This is a genomic window from Testudinibacter sp. TW-1, from assembly GCF_050613185.1.
Lineage (GTDB): Bacteria > Pseudomonadota > Gammaproteobacteria > Enterobacterales > Pasteurellaceae > Chelonobacter.
This window is the reverse complement of the sequence record NZ_CP192511.1, coordinates 1-14,585: the sequence shown is the minus strand read 5'-3', so window position 1 is coordinate 14,585 and position 14,585 is coordinate 1. Positions and strand designations below refer to the sequence as shown.

At 43.0% G+C, this 14,585-nt stretch carries 21 protein-coding genes and 1 tRNA gene; 18 read left to right on the top strand and 4 right to left on the bottom strand.

Going from position 1 to position 14,585, the window contains the following annotated elements; translation table 11 throughout:
• The first annotated feature begins 4 nt into the window (after nt 1–4).
• From ACQ31U_RS00110 to ACQ31U_RS00045, 14 genes are all read left to right on the top strand, one after another.
• Complete coding sequence (locus ACQ31U_RS00110; RefSeq protein WP_431052752.1) at nt 5–1,093, top strand: hypothetical protein; 1,089 nt, start codon at nt 5–7, stop codon at nt 1,091–1,093.
• Entirely contained in the window at nt 1,090–1,632 is a 543-nt protein-coding gene (locus ACQ31U_RS00105) for a hypothetical protein (RefSeq protein ID WP_431052750.1), read from the top strand. The genes ACQ31U_RS00110 and ACQ31U_RS00105 overlap by 4 nt, the downstream gene beginning before the upstream one ends.
• A gap of 581 nt (nt 1,633–2,213) precedes the next feature.
• Nucleotides 2,214–2,552, top strand: coding sequence for a KilA-N domain-containing protein (locus ACQ31U_RS00100; RefSeq protein ID WP_431052748.1), 339 nt, complete (start codon nt 2,214–2,216; stop codon nt 2,550–2,552).
• A gap of 12 nt (nt 2,553–2,564) precedes the next feature.
• Nucleotides 2,565–3,143, top strand: a complete 579-nt coding sequence (locus ACQ31U_RS00095) for a hypothetical protein (RefSeq protein ID WP_431052746.1) — start codon at nt 2,565–2,567, stop codon at nt 3,141–3,143.
• A gap of 81 nt (nt 3,144–3,224) precedes the next feature.
• Nucleotides 3,225–3,401, top strand: a complete 177-nt coding sequence (locus ACQ31U_RS00090; protein ID WP_431052744.1) for a hypothetical protein — start codon at nt 3,225–3,227, stop codon at nt 3,399–3,401.
• Nucleotides 3,382–5,439 carry a DNA polymerase gene (locus ACQ31U_RS00085; RefSeq protein WP_431052742.1) on the top strand — a complete coding sequence of 686 codons (2,058 nt, stop codon included), beginning with the start codon at nt 3,382–3,384 and terminating at the stop codon, nt 5,437–5,439. The genes ACQ31U_RS00090 and ACQ31U_RS00085 overlap by 20 nt, the downstream gene beginning before the upstream one ends.
• A gap of 2 nt (nt 5,440–5,441) precedes the next feature.
• Nucleotides 5,442–5,708 (top strand): hypothetical protein, encoded by a 267-nt coding sequence (locus ACQ31U_RS00080; RefSeq protein WP_431052740.1) that lies wholly within the window; start codon nt 5,442–5,444, stop codon nt 5,706–5,708.
• The gene (locus ACQ31U_RS00075) at nt 5,701–5,979 is read left to right on the top strand and encodes a hypothetical protein (RefSeq protein WP_431052738.1); all 279 of its coding nucleotides are present in this window, start codon (nt 5,701–5,703) and stop codon (nt 5,977–5,979) included. Before ACQ31U_RS00080 ends, ACQ31U_RS00075 begins: the two co-directional genes overlap by 8 nt.
• Complete coding sequence (locus tag ACQ31U_RS00070) at nt 5,972–7,357, top strand: SNF2-related protein (RefSeq protein ID WP_431052737.1); 1,386 nt, start codon at nt 5,972–5,974, stop codon at nt 7,355–7,357. Before ACQ31U_RS00075 ends, ACQ31U_RS00070 begins: the two co-directional genes overlap by 8 nt.
• Nucleotides 7,354–7,644, top strand: coding sequence for a DUF6378 domain-containing protein (locus ACQ31U_RS00065; protein ID WP_431052735.1), 291 nt, complete (start codon nt 7,354–7,356; stop codon nt 7,642–7,644). Before ACQ31U_RS00070 ends, ACQ31U_RS00065 begins: the two co-directional genes overlap by 4 nt.
• 3 nt (nt 7,645–7,647) lie before the next feature.
• Nucleotides 7,648–7,842, top strand: coding sequence for a hypothetical protein (locus ACQ31U_RS00060; RefSeq protein WP_431052733.1), 195 nt, complete (start codon nt 7,648–7,650; stop codon nt 7,840–7,842).
• Nucleotides 7,839–8,084, top strand: a complete 246-nt coding sequence (locus ACQ31U_RS00055; RefSeq protein ID WP_431052731.1) for a DUF551 domain-containing protein — start codon at nt 7,839–7,841, stop codon at nt 8,082–8,084. The genes ACQ31U_RS00060 and ACQ31U_RS00055 overlap by 4 nt, the downstream gene beginning before the upstream one ends.
• Nucleotides 8,085–8,164: 80 nt before the next feature.
• Complete coding sequence (locus tag ACQ31U_RS00050; protein WP_431052729.1) at nt 8,165–8,476, top strand: helix-turn-helix domain-containing protein; 312 nt, start codon at nt 8,165–8,167, stop codon at nt 8,474–8,476.
• Nucleotides 8,374–9,471 (top strand): tyrosine-type recombinase/integrase, encoded by a 1,098-nt coding sequence (locus tag ACQ31U_RS00045; protein WP_431052727.1) that lies wholly within the window; start codon nt 8,374–8,376, stop codon nt 9,469–9,471. Before ACQ31U_RS00050 ends, ACQ31U_RS00045 begins: the two co-directional genes overlap by 103 nt.
• A gap of 31 nt (nt 9,472–9,502) precedes the next feature.
• Here the strand turns inward: ACQ31U_RS00045 and ACQ31U_RS00040 are convergent.
• Together ACQ31U_RS00040 and rpsO are read right to left on the bottom strand one after the other, a co-directional pair.
• Nucleotides 9,503–9,592 (bottom strand) — tRNA-Ser (locus tag ACQ31U_RS00040).
• A gap of 215 nt (nt 9,593–9,807) precedes the next feature.
• Nucleotides 9,808–10,077 (bottom strand): 30S ribosomal protein S15, encoded by a 270-nt coding sequence (gene rpsO / locus ACQ31U_RS00035; protein WP_431052725.1) that lies wholly within the window; start codon nt 10,075–10,077, stop codon nt 9,808–9,810.
• A 298-nt stretch (nt 10,078–10,375) separates the two neighbouring features.
• Here rpsO and ACQ31U_RS00030 point away from each other — a divergent pair, with 298 nt between their 5' ends.
• Nucleotides 10,376–11,443 (top strand): 3-deoxy-7-phosphoheptulonate synthase, encoded by a 1,068-nt coding sequence (locus ACQ31U_RS00030; protein WP_431052723.1) that lies wholly within the window; start codon nt 10,376–10,378, stop codon nt 11,441–11,443.
• A gap of 8 nt (nt 11,444–11,451) precedes the next feature.
• Entirely contained in the window at nt 11,452–12,576 is a 1,125-nt protein-coding gene (tyrA, locus tag ACQ31U_RS00025) for a bifunctional chorismate mutase/prephenate dehydrogenase (RefSeq protein ID WP_431052721.1), read from the top strand.
• A gap of 158 nt (nt 12,577–12,734) precedes the next feature.
• On the opposite strand, the gene ACQ31U_RS00020 is transcribed toward tyrA, so the two are convergent.
• Nucleotides 12,735–13,004: a hypothetical protein gene (locus ACQ31U_RS00020; protein WP_431052719.1), complete on the bottom strand. Its 270-nt coding sequence runs from the start codon at nt 13,002–13,004 to the stop codon at nt 12,735–12,737.
• 122 nt (nt 13,005–13,126) lie between these two features.
• Entirely contained in the window at nt 13,127–13,690 is a 564-nt protein-coding gene (gene priC, locus ACQ31U_RS00015) for a primosomal replication protein PriC (protein ID WP_431052717.1), read from the bottom strand.
• 124 nt (nt 13,691–13,814) lie between these two features.
• Between priC and ACQ31U_RS00010 the strand changes: the two genes are divergently transcribed.
• Nucleotides 13,815–14,045: a hypothetical protein gene (locus ACQ31U_RS00010; RefSeq protein WP_431052715.1), complete on the top strand. Its 231-nt coding sequence runs from the start codon at nt 13,815–13,817 to the stop codon at nt 14,043–14,045.
• Entirely contained in the window at nt 14,045–14,167 is a 123-nt protein-coding gene (locus ACQ31U_RS00005; protein ID WP_431052713.1) for a hypothetical protein, read from the top strand. Before ACQ31U_RS00010 ends, ACQ31U_RS00005 begins: the two co-directional genes overlap by 1 nt.
• Nucleotides 14,168–14,585 lie beyond the last annotated feature (418 nt).

The following is a 14,585-nucleotide window of genomic DNA, read 5'->3' as shown; positions in this document are numbered from 1 at the left end:
ATATATGAACCACACAACTCTTCCTGAAATTGTAGTAACTGCTCGTGAACCTTATTTAGTGATTAAGGAAACTAAATTTCCATTAGACAAAATAGATCCTAACCCTTTTAGGATTGAGAATCTTAACTTCAATCACAGGGTATCCCTAGATCCCAATAAAACTGTTAGGCATTCGGTAGTGAATCAGCTGAGTTCAGAAATGACGAATAAATTAAATAGGATGCCTAGTGAAGTTAATATGTTTAAAGAAATGGAGGAGCAATATATTATTTTATTGGAGCTGTACGGAAAACTTTCTAAGACTCCTGAAGTTGAGAAGGGGTTGTCTGAGCTTAATCAATTATTTGATAAAATAAAAGTTTTATATGAAGAAATTATTAAGCAGAGAGAAAAAACCAATCAGTCTAGTGCTGCTGCAAATAAAGCAGAAAGTGATAATATACCTAAATTTGGACTTTCTAAAGTTCACAAGGAAGACTTTGATCTAATGCTATCTGTTACAGGTAGCTTACGACTATGGCTACACTCTGTTCTTAAATATAGAATGTCTGAGATTAATGAAAAGCAAAAGTTAATTGATATGTTAATAATTTTAAAAGACTTAGCTAATCAACTGTCTAAGGTTTATAATGTTAGTAAGCCCGAATTAGAGAAGGTTTTTAGTGCACTACCTCGTGAAACAATTAAACTATCTGAGACCTTTCCCAATTATGTTCTTGCTGAAGGCGTTGGCGCAACTGCTTCAGGAAGTTTATATGGGTATATTTCGCTTGTTGGTAATCAGCTATCTGCAGCAATTAGTATTGACATGCCGAATAAACAAGTATTAAATAGTAGTGATTTTAGCGTATCTAGTTATGAAATACGGGTAGGAGATGAAATCCTTTATAAAGGGGGGCTATCTCCTAATGATAAAAGTATTGTTATCCCTCAAGCCTATAAATACATAGGTGATCTAAAAGTGGATATTCCAAATATACACCGAGGGAAAGAAATTATTATTGTGCTAAATATTAGATTTACTTATGATTCCGGTAGTGGGATTGTTCCTTCTACAAGTAAAGAGATTAGAAAGAGTCTTATATTTAAATGATTAGAAAAGTATTAGTTTTAATATTTTCTCTTATGGTATCGTTGGCTTATGCCAACGATACTTTCAAGAGCTATAACGAACGGTATTTAAATGCAATTTCAGAAAACAATATAAATGAAATACAGGAAATATCTTACGATTTAGAACGTATTACAAAGAATAAAAAAAACGTCGATGAATGGGTTTGGATGTATGCAAGCACCTTGCAGCAGCTAAAAAAATATCCATTATTAAGAGAAGTTCTAGAAAAAATAGATTTGGAAAAACCGAATATTAATACAAAAATGGGTGTCTGTTTCTTAGAGGAAAAACTTAATGGTGGATCTCATGGATGTTTTATAAATGCCAAGTCACGCTTGATACTAGAATCCGATTATTACAATAATATTAACTATTGGTTTACTGTAAGGTTTATAAGTGGTGATATTGATATAAAAAGTGAAAAAGATAATTTAAGAAAAACTACGTTATCAGTAGATGAACTGAATTATATTCGGTTTACTGAAAAAAAAGAGATTATTAACGCTATGTTCCCCTAATAGGTTTTGAAATCGTGTTTACAAAATAAATTTTTTGTTTTGTAGTATTTGACAAACCGCACATTTTCGGATTAAGATGACTCCACTATCTCGTTAAGTCGGTTATCTCGCTCCGATAATAAAGCGGTTTTTTTGTACCTAAATTTTAGTTATAGATCGTCTATGATCGGGTCTAGAGAGCCTAATAGAATACCGTAAGGGAATAAGCTCCGCCATCTTAACGTGGTAGTTGAAGCCCGATCACCAACTAAGTGATCGGCTTATTACTAAACGTTAAGGTACAAAATTATGTCAAACTTATCTATCCTCAATACCTTGATCTGCACTTTTGAAAATCTTTATTGACGAAAAAATAAAATTTCAGTAGTATTCTGCTAACGGTGCTGAACACACCTATGACTAGTAGCGGAACAACCGCATTAAAGTGCGGTATTTTTTTATCCTGATTTTATGATCGGGTGGCGTTTCGTACATACAAGACCGCAAGGAAAAACGAAAGGCTGTCTACTAGCAGTGTTCAAGCACCCGATCACCCTATCTGAACAATGGGGCAAATTAAAATCGCTAGTAGGATAAAAATCATGACAAACTTAGCAATTCTCAACACCTCGATCCGCACTTTAGAAGGTTTACACTCATTAAACGATATTTACAAAGCTAGTGGCACAACTGAAAGTTATCGCCCTAGTAATTTTATTCGCCTCGAACAAACAAAAGATCTGATTGCTGAAATTGAAAAAGACCAAAGCTCAGATATGAGCTTAGCTCAAAAAACATTCAGAGGCGGATTAAATGCTGGTGTATGGGCTTGCGAAGAACTTGTCCTCGCCTACGCCATGTGGATCAGCCCGAAATTTCATTTGACGGTGATCCGCGCCTTTATGCAAATGCACAACATCGGCAAAAGCGCAGTCAAATAGAAAGGCAAGATTTTGCCGCCGTTCACACAAATTCCGAAAGGACGGCAATATCACCGCCCAACCGACACTTGTCTGACACGAACCCAAATCGAAACGCTGAGCGGTTACGTTATGCGGATTTCACATCTGCGCCAGCTACACCCCAACACCATTTATAAATGGTTCTTTGATTACTACGGATTGCGCCAAATTCGCGATTTACACCCGGCAATTTATGATAACGTGGTTTGCCATTTGCGCAGCGAGGTCGCGCGCTACCATGACTGCTATTTAGCAGCCTACCAATCGGCGACGAAAGCGACTATTACGCAACCAACAGCGAAAGCACACCCTTTAGCCAGCTTTGATTTTTCCTCCTTTGGACAAAATCTCTATGCGGTTGCCAAGCACATCAGCTACCTTGAAAAAGAGTGGAACGACACGCTTTCTCCTGCGCTTAAGCTGCTCAATTACAACGCACGGCATAATGTTGATGAACATCTGCGTGCCGCCAATATCCACCTGCAAAACTATCTGCAAGTGTTTGAGCTGATGCGCACGAAGCCAAAACCGGAACAGCCGCAACAACCCCAGTTGGCATTGAAGCCATAATTTAACCGCACCGCACTTTACACCTTGCTTTTGGCAAAGTGCGGTTTCTTGCACCCTTTTTTCAGCCATAAGGAATTCATTATGAAAAATTGGCTTCTATTTATCGTGGTACTTGTCGGCTTTTTGTGGGCGAGTGATAGCGATTTTGAATATTATGTTGCCGCCGAAAAAGACCGTTGCGAACGTGCCGGTGGAGTTTGGGTGGTGGAGAATAACGATCAGTTTTGTGAGGTGCACAATGCCGATACTATACGCTGATTTGGAAACTTACAGTGATATCCCGATCCGCAATGGGGTTCACGCCTATGCTGAAAACGTAGAAATATTGCTGTTTGCCTATGCGTTGGATGATGGCGAGGTGCAGGTGTGGGACGCGACTGCCGAGCCGATGCCGTCGGATTTAAAACAGTATCTTGCCGACCCGACGATAACCTTGATGTTTCACAATTCGCACTTTGACCGCACCGTATTGCGCCACGCATTGCCAACGGTAGATTTTCGTATTCAGCGTTTCCTAGACACGATGATCATCGCCTATCTGCACAGCTTGCCGGGCGCACTGGCGGAGCTGTGTGAGGTGTTTGGCGTGCCGACAGACAAAGCCAAAGATAAGGCGGGAAAACAATTGATTCAGCTTTTTTGCAAACCACTGGGCAAAAACCGCAAGCTGGACAGGGCAACCCGCCACACACATCCGGAGGAGTGGCTGCGCTTCAAAGCGTACGCACGGCTCGATATTATCGCCATGCGAGAAGTGCATAAACGACTGCCGACATGGAATTTAATCGCAGGGGAATTAGCCTTGTGGCAACTTGACCAAAAGATTAACGATCGGGGCGTTGCCGTGGACCGCACTTTAGCGGAAGCGGCTATCCGAGCGGTGACAAAAGAACAAGCCGAATTGCGCCAACAAGCGCAGACCATGACAGATGGCACAGTACACAGCACCACCCAACGCGATGCGCTGTTAGACCACATACTACAGCAATATGGCGTTGAGTTACCGGATTTAACCGCCTCAACGATTGAACGGCGATTAGACGATCCGGAATTGCCCGAACCGGTCAAAGAGCTATTGCGCAATCGCCTCAATTCAAGCGGCACAGCAACCGCAAAATACCGCCGCCTGCTGCAAGCCGTAAATAGCGACGGCAGACTGCGCGGTATGCTGCAATTTTGTGGCGCAGGGCGTACTGGGCGGTGGGCTGGGCGAATTTTTCAGCCGCAGAACCTGCCACGCCCTAGTATGAATCAAGATGATATTGATTTTGGTATCACAGCACTAAAAGCCGATGCCGCCGATTTGATTTTTGATAATGTTACCGAGCTTGCCAGCTCTGCTTTGCGCGGTTGCTTAATCGCCCCACAAGGTAAAAAACTGGTGGTGTCGGATTTATCTAATATCGAAGGGCGAATGCTGATTTGGCTTGCCGGTGAAAAATGGAAACTACAAGCCTTTCGGGATTTTGACAAGGGCAGCGGACACGATCTGTATAAATTAGCCTATGCCAAATCCTTTCGTATGAACCCTGAAAAGGTGACCAAAGCGCAACGGCAAATCGGCAAGGTAATGGAGTTGGGATTAGGCTACGGCGGCGGTGTCGGGGCGTTTTTAAACTTCGCATTAGTCTATAAACTCGACTTGGACGAACTCGCCGATAATGCGTTTGACAGCATCAATCCTGACATTTTGGCACAAGCGAAGTCGGCGTGGCATTGGGCGAGCGACCAAAAACGTACTTACGATTTATCCGAACGGGTTTATATCGCCTGCGACGCACTGAAACGCTTGTGGCGCGAAGCGCACCCGCAGACGGTCAAGCTGTGGTCTGAGGTGGAAAGTGCGGTACGCAACGCCATTACACAGTCGGATAAGGTCTTCCGCTATCGCGATTTAGCTTTTTTGCGGACAAAAAACTGGCTGCGCATTCGTCTGCCGTCAGGTCGTCAGTTGTGCTATCCAAGCATAGCAATTGAAGACGGCAAAATCACCTATTTCGGGCTGAATACCTACAGTCGTAAATGGGGACGGATAGCCACATATTCCGGAAAACTGACGGAAAATATCACCCAAGCCGCCGCTCGTGATGTGATGGCGAACAATATGCAGCTTATTGAAAACAGCGGTTATCAAATCGTATTGACGGTACACGATGAAGTTTTAACCGAAGCACCGGACACCGTTGCATACACCCCTGAAACACTCAGCCGATTACTCGCTACCAATCCTCTATGGGCGCAAGATTTACCGCTCAATGCCGGAGGGTTTGAAGCGTATCGGTATAAAAAGGATTGATTATGGAAAGCACACAAAAAGCACTAACTGTTGATGATTTGATCGTCGGTCATATCTATTCGGCAAAACGAAAGTCAGTGGATCCCTTCGGGTTGGTTAATGATCGCCAAATCCTGTATATCGAAAAAGTTTTGGGAACAGTACAGTACGATAGCCCAACAGTTGCTAGAGGGAGGCACTATCCAAAAGTTTCAATTGATAAATTTTTACGGTGGGCTAAGGAAGATGTTACCTCTCAGATGCCGAAAGGAGAGTGGCGTAGTGAATAGATTAATTCGAGAATCTGAAATTGAAGCCCATCTAGTGAAAACTGTCAAAGCCAAGGGCGGAATTGCGTATAAGTTTACCAGTCCCTCGCGGCGCAATGTGCCGGATAGAATGATTTTGTTGCCCGGCGGCAAGTTATTTTTTGCCGAATGCAAAGCACCGAGACGAAAAGCCACCGCAGGGCAGCTGCGTGAACATCAACGTATTGCTGAGTTAGGGTTTGGCGTGGTGATTGTTGATAGTTTTGATATTGAGGCGTTATTCGATGATTGACTTTTCCCCTAGAGAATACCAAAAGCTGATTATTGATTACATTGTCCAAAACCCACGCTGTAACATCTTTGCTGGCATGGGAACAGGCAAGACAGTCAGCACGCTGACCGCACTTGATGCGTTACTTTTGGCAGGTGTTATTGAGCCGCCTGTTTTGGTACTTGCGCCTTTGCGGGTGGCACAAAGCACATGGCCAGACGAAGTGCGCAAATGGGCGCATCTTAGTCATCTAACTGTGCAGCCAATTGTCGGTTCGGTTGGCCAACGTCAAAAAGCATTGGCAACGCCGGCAGACATCTACACTACAAACTATGAAAACGTACCTTGGCTTGTGGAAACGCTCGGCAATCATTGGCAGTTCACCATGATCATCGCCGATGAAAGCACCAAGTTGAAAAGTTATCGCACGCGCAAAGGCGGCAAACGGGCGAGAGCATTGGCAAGTGTTGCGCATAATAAAGTGAAACGTTGGGTCAATCTCACCGGCACACCATCGCCGAATGGTTTAATCGATTTGTGGGGGCAACAATGGTTCATCGACCGAGGCGAACGATTAGGGCATACCTTCACGGCATTTACCGAGCGATGGTTTCGTTCGATTCCGCTTGGCTTAAGCGGATTCAGCCGCAAAGAGCCTTACGGCTATGCACAAGCTGAAATTCAAAAAGCATTAGCGGATTGCTGCTTGTCGATTCAGGCAGCGGATTATTTTGATATTGAAGAACCGATCCAAACCGTAATTGAAATTGAGCTACCGCCGAAAGTCGCAAAGCAGTATCAACAATTTGAAAAAGAGATGTTCACTCAAATTCAGAATGAAGAGGTTGAAGCGCTCAATGCCGCCGCCAAAACCCTCAAATGTCTGCAATTGGCAAGCGGTGCGGTCTATACCGAAAGCGGTGATTGGATTGAAACCCATAATGCCAAGCTGCAAGCGTTGGAGAGCATTATTGAAGAAGCCGCCGGAATGCCAGTGTTGGTTGCATATCATTTCAAAAGCGATCTGGCACGGCTACAACGACACTTCCCACAAGGCAAATTGCTCGATACTGATCCGAAAACGATTAAAGATTGGAACACTGGAAAAATCCCGATTTTGTTTGCACACCCTGCAAGTGCCGGACATGGGCTGAATTTGCAAGACGGCGGCAATATCCTCGTCTTTTTCAGCCACTGGTGGGATTTGGAACAGTACCAACAAATCGTCGAACGTATCGGGCCGACACGACAAGCACAAGCCGGACATCATCGTCCGGTTTTTATTTACCACATCTGCGCCAAGCATACGGTTGATGCGTTAGTGATTGAAAGGCGCAACAGCAAACGCACGGTACAAGATATTTTATTAAATGCCATGAAAAATAAGGAAACACTATGACTAACATCAACACCACCTTAAAACACCGCCAACAAACCTATGGCGATTATGCTGACACGGCAAAAGTTGCACAGGAAATCAAAGCCGTGATTTATGCCAATGCCGGTGAACTCAATGCGAAACAGCAAGAGGCATTAGAGATGATTGCTACCAAAATGGCACGCATTTTGACGGGTAATCCGCACTATGAAGATAATTGGCGAGATATTGCCGGTTACGCCCAATTAGGCGGGGACTTATGGACACCTGAAAATATTGAGGATCTAAAAATCGGATTGAGTGGGTAGCCTATGGATAACTGGAAAACCGCAAAAGAAGGTAATTTCCCACCTAAAAATGGTTTGTATCGAGTGCAAATCAAACTCGACAACGGGCGGTTATTTTCCTTTGAAAATGAATATAGCAGCAAAAAAGGTTTCACGTTCGACACGACTATGCGTGAGTTAGGTAAACCACAACGAATATTGGCTTGGCGGTATTTATGAAAACAAATAAAAATAACGGTTGGATAAAATGTAGTGAACAGTTACCCGAAAAAGATAAAAGAGTGTTGATTTACAATGGCTATGAAGCCCTTGCCGAACTATGTGAAAGCAAGAAAGTTCCAGGTCGTTTATATTGGCAAACTGAAGATTTCAACCTCAACTATGGTGAATGTGAACAACTATCTTTTGATGAAGTTACACACTGGCAACCGCTGCCAAGCCTGCCAAGCGATGTCGCCTAACTTAGTCTAGCGCTTAGACGAGTTAGACGAAAGACATTTAAAACCACGCCACCGCAAGGTGGCTTTTTTATGGGGTCAATATGGAAAAAGCCTTAACGATAAACGATGTCGCCGAAATGCTGAGTTTAAGCTACGGCACAGTCTATAACCATCGATATAAGTGGGGATTCTTTAAAATGGAAGGGTCTCGAATTTGGCGCATTTATCAATCGGATCTTGAAAAAAACCGTAAAAAGCAAAATAATGTTTGTCGGCTAGAAATGCAGGTCGGCGATAAGGAGAATCCAAAATGTCGATCTACAAAACATCAAGTGGTATCTGGTGGATTGATTTCAGAACGCCGAGCGGTCAGAGAATTAGACGCTCTGCTAAAACAACTGAAAAAAAATTAGCGCAAGAGTACCATGACAAACTCAAATATGAAGCGTGGAAAGTTGATCAGCTTAATAAAAAACCTGAACGCACAATTGAAGAAGCCCTGATTAGATTCCTTGAAACCTCAACCGGTCAAAAGGATATGGAAACAAAAATTCGGCACACGGAGTATTGGCGCAGTGTGTTAAGTGGGCGAACGCTTAGCTCTTTAACAACAGATGATATTCTGAATAACTTGCCTACGCACAAAGCCAGCACGAAAGAAAAACTCTCACCCTCAACGCAAAACCGATATCGCACGTCAATTATGCGCGCGTTATCTTTGGCGCATAAAGCCGGTTGGATAGATAGCATTCCTTATGTCCCTAAAAATCCTGAACCGAAAGTGCGGGTACGTTGGATCACAAAAGAAGAAGCATTCCGCTTGGTGGAATCGCTCAATCTCGGGTGGATGAAAGATGTTTGCTCTTTTGCTTTGATGACCGGTGCGCGAATGACGGAAATTTTGTCGCTGACGTGGGATAAAATTGATTTTGCGAGAAATATTGCAATCGTTACCAGTGATGTTGCAAAATCAGGCAAAGCAAGACCGCTGCCACTAAGCCGAGATGCAATAGCGCTGCTGAAACAGAAACGAGCGGAACGTATTTCTGATTTTGTTTTTCACCGAGGCAAGGGGAAATTCATTAGCGAAATTGATCGCGAAGATTTTCAGCGCGCATTAACGCGGGCAAATATTCAAGATTTTCGCTTTCATGATCTGCGACACACCTGGGCAAGTTGGCATGTCCAAAACGGAACACCTTTGATGGTATTGAAAGAACTTGGCGGTTGGGAAACGGTGGAGATGGTAAAACGCTATGCCCATCTCAATGCCAGTCATCTTTTGAGCTATGCAAATGTGGGAATGTTTTGGGAATATTCAGCAGTTAGCCAGTTTGGGTTGGTTGCAGAAAACGAACCGTTCACAGAAATTTCAGAAAATAAAAAAAGCCGTAAGTTATTGATTTAGCGACCATTACTTACGACTTCATTCAGAAAAGTGGCGGAGGAAGTGAGATTCGAACTCACGGAGGGCGTAAACCCTCGCCGGTTTTCAAGACCGGTGCCTTCAACCGCTCGACCATTCCTCCGCACGGTTGACTCTTAACGAGTGGCGCAGATAATACAAATTTCGTCGGGGCAAGTCAACACTCAAGTTTAAATATTTATTGCGTTTGAGGGAATTATAAACAAAGTGCGGTATTTTTCGACAGGTTTGATTTTTTAGCGTCTTGAATGAGAAAATTTCAGCCATAAAAAAGCCCTGCATTGGCAGGGCTTTGAAATCATAAACAAAAATAGAAAATTAACGGCGTAAACCTAAACGTTCGATTGTTGTAGTGTAAAGTGCTAGATCAGTGCGTTTTAAGTAGTCTAATAATTTACGACGACGAGAAACCATACGCAATAAACCACGACGACCGTGATGGTCTTTTTTATGAACAGAGAAGTGTCCTTGTAAGTGGTTGATTTGTGCGGTTAATAACGCAATTTGAACTTCGGAAGAACCGGTGTCGCTACCGTCACGACCAAAGTCAGCAACGATTTTTGCTTTTGCTTCTGCGCTTAGAGACATAATAACTCCTAAAAATAGTGTTAGTGAAAATACATCAATAGCCGATCTCTAATTCAGCTATGACAGGGAATGCGCATTTTACGTTGAGTTGCGTCGGATTGCAATCAAAAGGGTGAAAAATCACGTAATAAGGCATTCGTTAGATGTTATTAGCAGGGCGTAAAATAGCTTGATTTCAAAGTGCGGTCAGCTATCTTTAAATCTCCCCTTGAATTTCCAATTAAAATAGATTATCGTAACTAAAATTATACAATCATTGTATCAAATTTTTTACAAAAAGACCTTGATAAGGAATTTTATGAACGCCGTCGCCAATAAAGATTTAATCCACAACGTGAATATCAACGATGAAAAAGTGTTGATGACTCCGCAAGAGTTGAAAGAAAAGCTGCCACTCAGTTTGGAACTGAAACAACAAATCGAACAATCCCGACATGATATTGCCAACATTATTCATAAGCAAGACAAGCGTTTGTTGTTGGTGATTGGGCCTTGTTCGATCCATGATCCGCAAGCGGCGTTGGAATATGCGCATAAGTTAAAGGCATTGGCTGATGAAGTGAAAGACACTATTTATGTTGTTATGCGGGTTTATTTTGAAAAACCGCGAACCACGGTCGGTTGGAAAGGGTTGATTAATGATCCGCACTTGGACGGTAGTTTTGATGTAGAGAATGGTTTACAGCTGGCAAGAAAATTGCTGATTGATTTGGTCGAATTGGGTTTGCCGTTGGCAACCGAAGCCCTTGATCCGATTTCGCCGCAATATATGGCGGAGCTGTTCAGTTGGTCGGCAATCGGCGCGCGCACCACCGAATCGCAAACGCACCGTGAAATGGCATCGGGGTTGTCAATGTCGGTCGGTTTTAAAAACGGCACGGACGGCAGTTTAGCCACCGCAATCAATGCGCTGAAAGCGGCTTCGATGAGACACCGCTTTATCGGCATTAATCAACAGGGGCAGGTGAGTTTACTGCAAACCGCAGGCAACAAAGACGGACACGTGATTTTGCGCGGTGGCAAAGCGCCGAATTACCAAGCGGAATTTGTGCAACAATGCGAGCAGGAACTGGCAAAAGCCGGCTTAGAACAGTCGATTATGATCGATTGCAGCCACGGCAACTCGAATAAAGATTACCGCCGCCAGCCGCTGGTGGCGGAAGAGGTGGTGCAGCAAATTTTGGATGGCAACCGCTCTATTACCGGTTTAATGATCGAGAGCAACCTGTTTGCCGGCAACCAAAGCTCGGAGCAACCGTTTGAACAAATGCAATATGGCGTTTCGATCACCGATGCCTGCATTGATTGGCAGACAACCGAGCAATTATTGCGTAAAATTCATCAGCAATTATTAAATAGAAACTAGAGGACAACATGCAACCGCTGCAACCTTTGCGTGATGAAATTGATCAGCTGGATCGCAATTTATTGAAATTATTGGAAAAACGTCTGCAACTGGTGGCAGAAGTCGGACAAGTGAAACACCAACACGGCTTGCCGGTGTATGTGCCGGAGCGTGAGGCGGAAATGTTGGTGGCGCGGCGGCAAGAAGCGGAAAAAATGGGGATTTCGCCGGATTTAATCGAAGATCTGTTGCGCCGAATTATGCGCGAATCTTACCAAAACGAGCATAAAAGCGGTTTTAAAACCGTCAATCCGGCGATTAAAAAAATCGTGATTGTCGGCGGAAAGGGCAAACTCGGTAGCTTGTTCGGACGCTATTTCCAATTGTCCGGTTATCAGGTGGAAAATTTGGGGCGTGCCGAGTGGCAACATGCGGATCAGATTTTGCATAATGCCGATGTGGTGATTGTCACTGTGCCGATTCGCAACACCTTAGAAACCATCGAGCGCTTGCAACCGCACTTGCGTGAAAATATGCTGTTGCTCGATTTCACCTCAGTCAAACGCCAGCCGGTTGAAAAAATGCTGGAGGTGCACCAAGGTGCGGTGCTGGGCTTGCACCCGATGTTCGGACCGGATATTGCAAGCTTTGCCAAACAACTGATTGTACGTTGCGACGGGCGTTATCCGGAACGTTATGAATGGCTGTTGCAGCAAATGCAGCTGTGGGGGGCAACGATTTACCGCACTGATCCGGCAGAACACGATAAAAATATGACCTATATTCAAGCCTTGCGCCACTTTGCCACTTTTGCCAACGGCTTGCATTTATCCCGTCAGCCGGTCGAATTGGCGCAATTATTGGCGTTATCCTCACCGATTTATCGGTTGGAATTGGCAATGATCGGGCGTTTATTTGCGCAAGACGGGGAGTTATATGCCGATATTATTTTAGATAAACCGGAAAATTTAGCGGTGATTGAATCATTGAAGCAAAGTTACGAAGAGGCGTTAGGTTTTTTTGAACAACATGATCGTGCCGGATTCATCCAAGCATTTAAACAAGTCAGTGACTGGTTTGGCGATTATTCACCGTTATTTATGAAAGAAAGCCGCCAGCTATTACAACAGGCGAACGATTATAAACAGTTTTGAAAAGGCAATGAAAGAAGGCTACCGCTTGGTAGCCTTTATGTTTTAACTTTTCGCATTTTTTTCATCTTCTTTAATGGCATCTCGCACCGCACTTTTAATCGCAAGGAGCATACCGATAACCATGGCGAGAAGAATAAGCAAAACAATCGTTGTTTCCATTATGTTTCCTCCTGTGAAAGGCTGTCCTGATATTTTCTGAGTTCTTTACCGCATAATAAAATTCCATATGTAGCGAAAGACAATAACACCAGATTAATGCTCTTAAACCACCAACTATACTGCCCATATAGTACAACAGGTATCGCAAGCAGCGCAACTTTGGCTAAATCTTCCAAGTTCTTTGCCCATGAATCGGATGTTTCTTTTTTTATCGGTCTTTTCAGTAAATACCAATTTGTCTTTTTGAAATGAGAGTAACGCCTTTTCATGTTTTATCCCCGGTTTATCATTGAGTTAAAAGATAAAATAAGCGTAAGGTAAGTTTGACTTGATTAGCAGCCTGAACAAAAATGTTTGCGATCCGGATCGTAAATATCAAAAAAACACAAGCTCACAGATTGTCCCTTTCTGCCACAAATAGCAGATATTCTTCTAAATTATCAATTGCATCTTGGCAACGTTGTTTACGCTGTTCAGTTTGTTGGATTCGTTGTAGCCAAGCGGCTTGTTGCAAGGGTTCCGCTTGCAGCATAGCGTCGTTCTGTTGCGCGATTAAATCATTTAATTGGCGCAAAAATTGATAGTATTTCTCCAACCGCACTTGGGGCGGCAAATCATGCACTTGGTGTTTGTTTTTCTTGGTCGCTGCTTTGGGCGTGAAATTAGCGGCAAAGTGCGGTTGAACGGAGGCTGTCGGTTGCAGCATATCCAGCAGGGCGTGATATTGTGCCAATAACTTTTCAGTGTAAAACTCGACTTGCTCCGCTTCCGTTGCCTGCCTCAAAATGGAAAATGTCTGCTGAATTTGTGTTAAACAATCGCCCACCGTTTCATTTTCCGTCGCAAATAAGCGCGAATCGAGCTTGGCGGAAATCGGCTGCTGTTGGTATGGCAAAAGTTGCCGAAAGTAACTTTCGATTTTTTCCATTAATAGCTGAACATTGGCGGCGGACATAAACCCTCGGCTTATTTTTTGTTATGCGATCCGGATCGTAAAAAAAGTGGCTCGGCAGTGTGTGGCAATGCGCTTTATTTTAGATTAGCCTTCCTTTTAACACAACCGGAGGAAAGCACATACTATGTTTAACCTGATCCAACGCCCGATAGAGCGCACAACGTTAGAAGCATGGGCGAAAATGAGCGATGATATTGCCAAAGTTGCAATATTGGCAGTACCTGTTATGCTACTGGATAGTAGCGTAATTTCTTTAAAAGTCATCAACGGTATCTCATTGATATTTTCTGCATACGCATTTTTATGTGGTGGAAGATTCATTCGAAAGCATTTAACCAACATGGAGGGCAAATAATGGAACTGACGATTGGACTTGGCATTTTTGCCTTACTTGGGTTGATTTTTGCGATAGGTATGAATTATCTTGCTAAACATCCCTATCCAAAAGGCTATAAGCCCGAACAAAATAAAAAATAGCGCAAACGCCGATACAGTGCGGTATGAATCAAACATTCTACCGCATTTGATTATTTAATCCGTAAGCAAATGTATTGAATAACATATTGCATTTTCAATAGTTTCCCGACTTTATTGCAGAACTTTGATCTGAGTCACATAAAAAATCTGAACTTTGTTATTTTAAGTTTGGCAGCTTTAGGCAGCTTTTCTTTAGTTATAAAAATTCAATATAAAACAATAAGATATGATTAAATAAAATGTTTCTCTATAAAAATAGTATGAATAAATCGCTCCAAAGAAGTTTGCATAAACCATGTGAAATAATCATGACTAAGCATTCATTTATTGCAACCAATTGAAATTAAAAGATTTTTTGTTTTTTGTTTTGAATGGTCATAAGCTTGACAGGGAAAATGGATTCTGTCAGTATGACCTC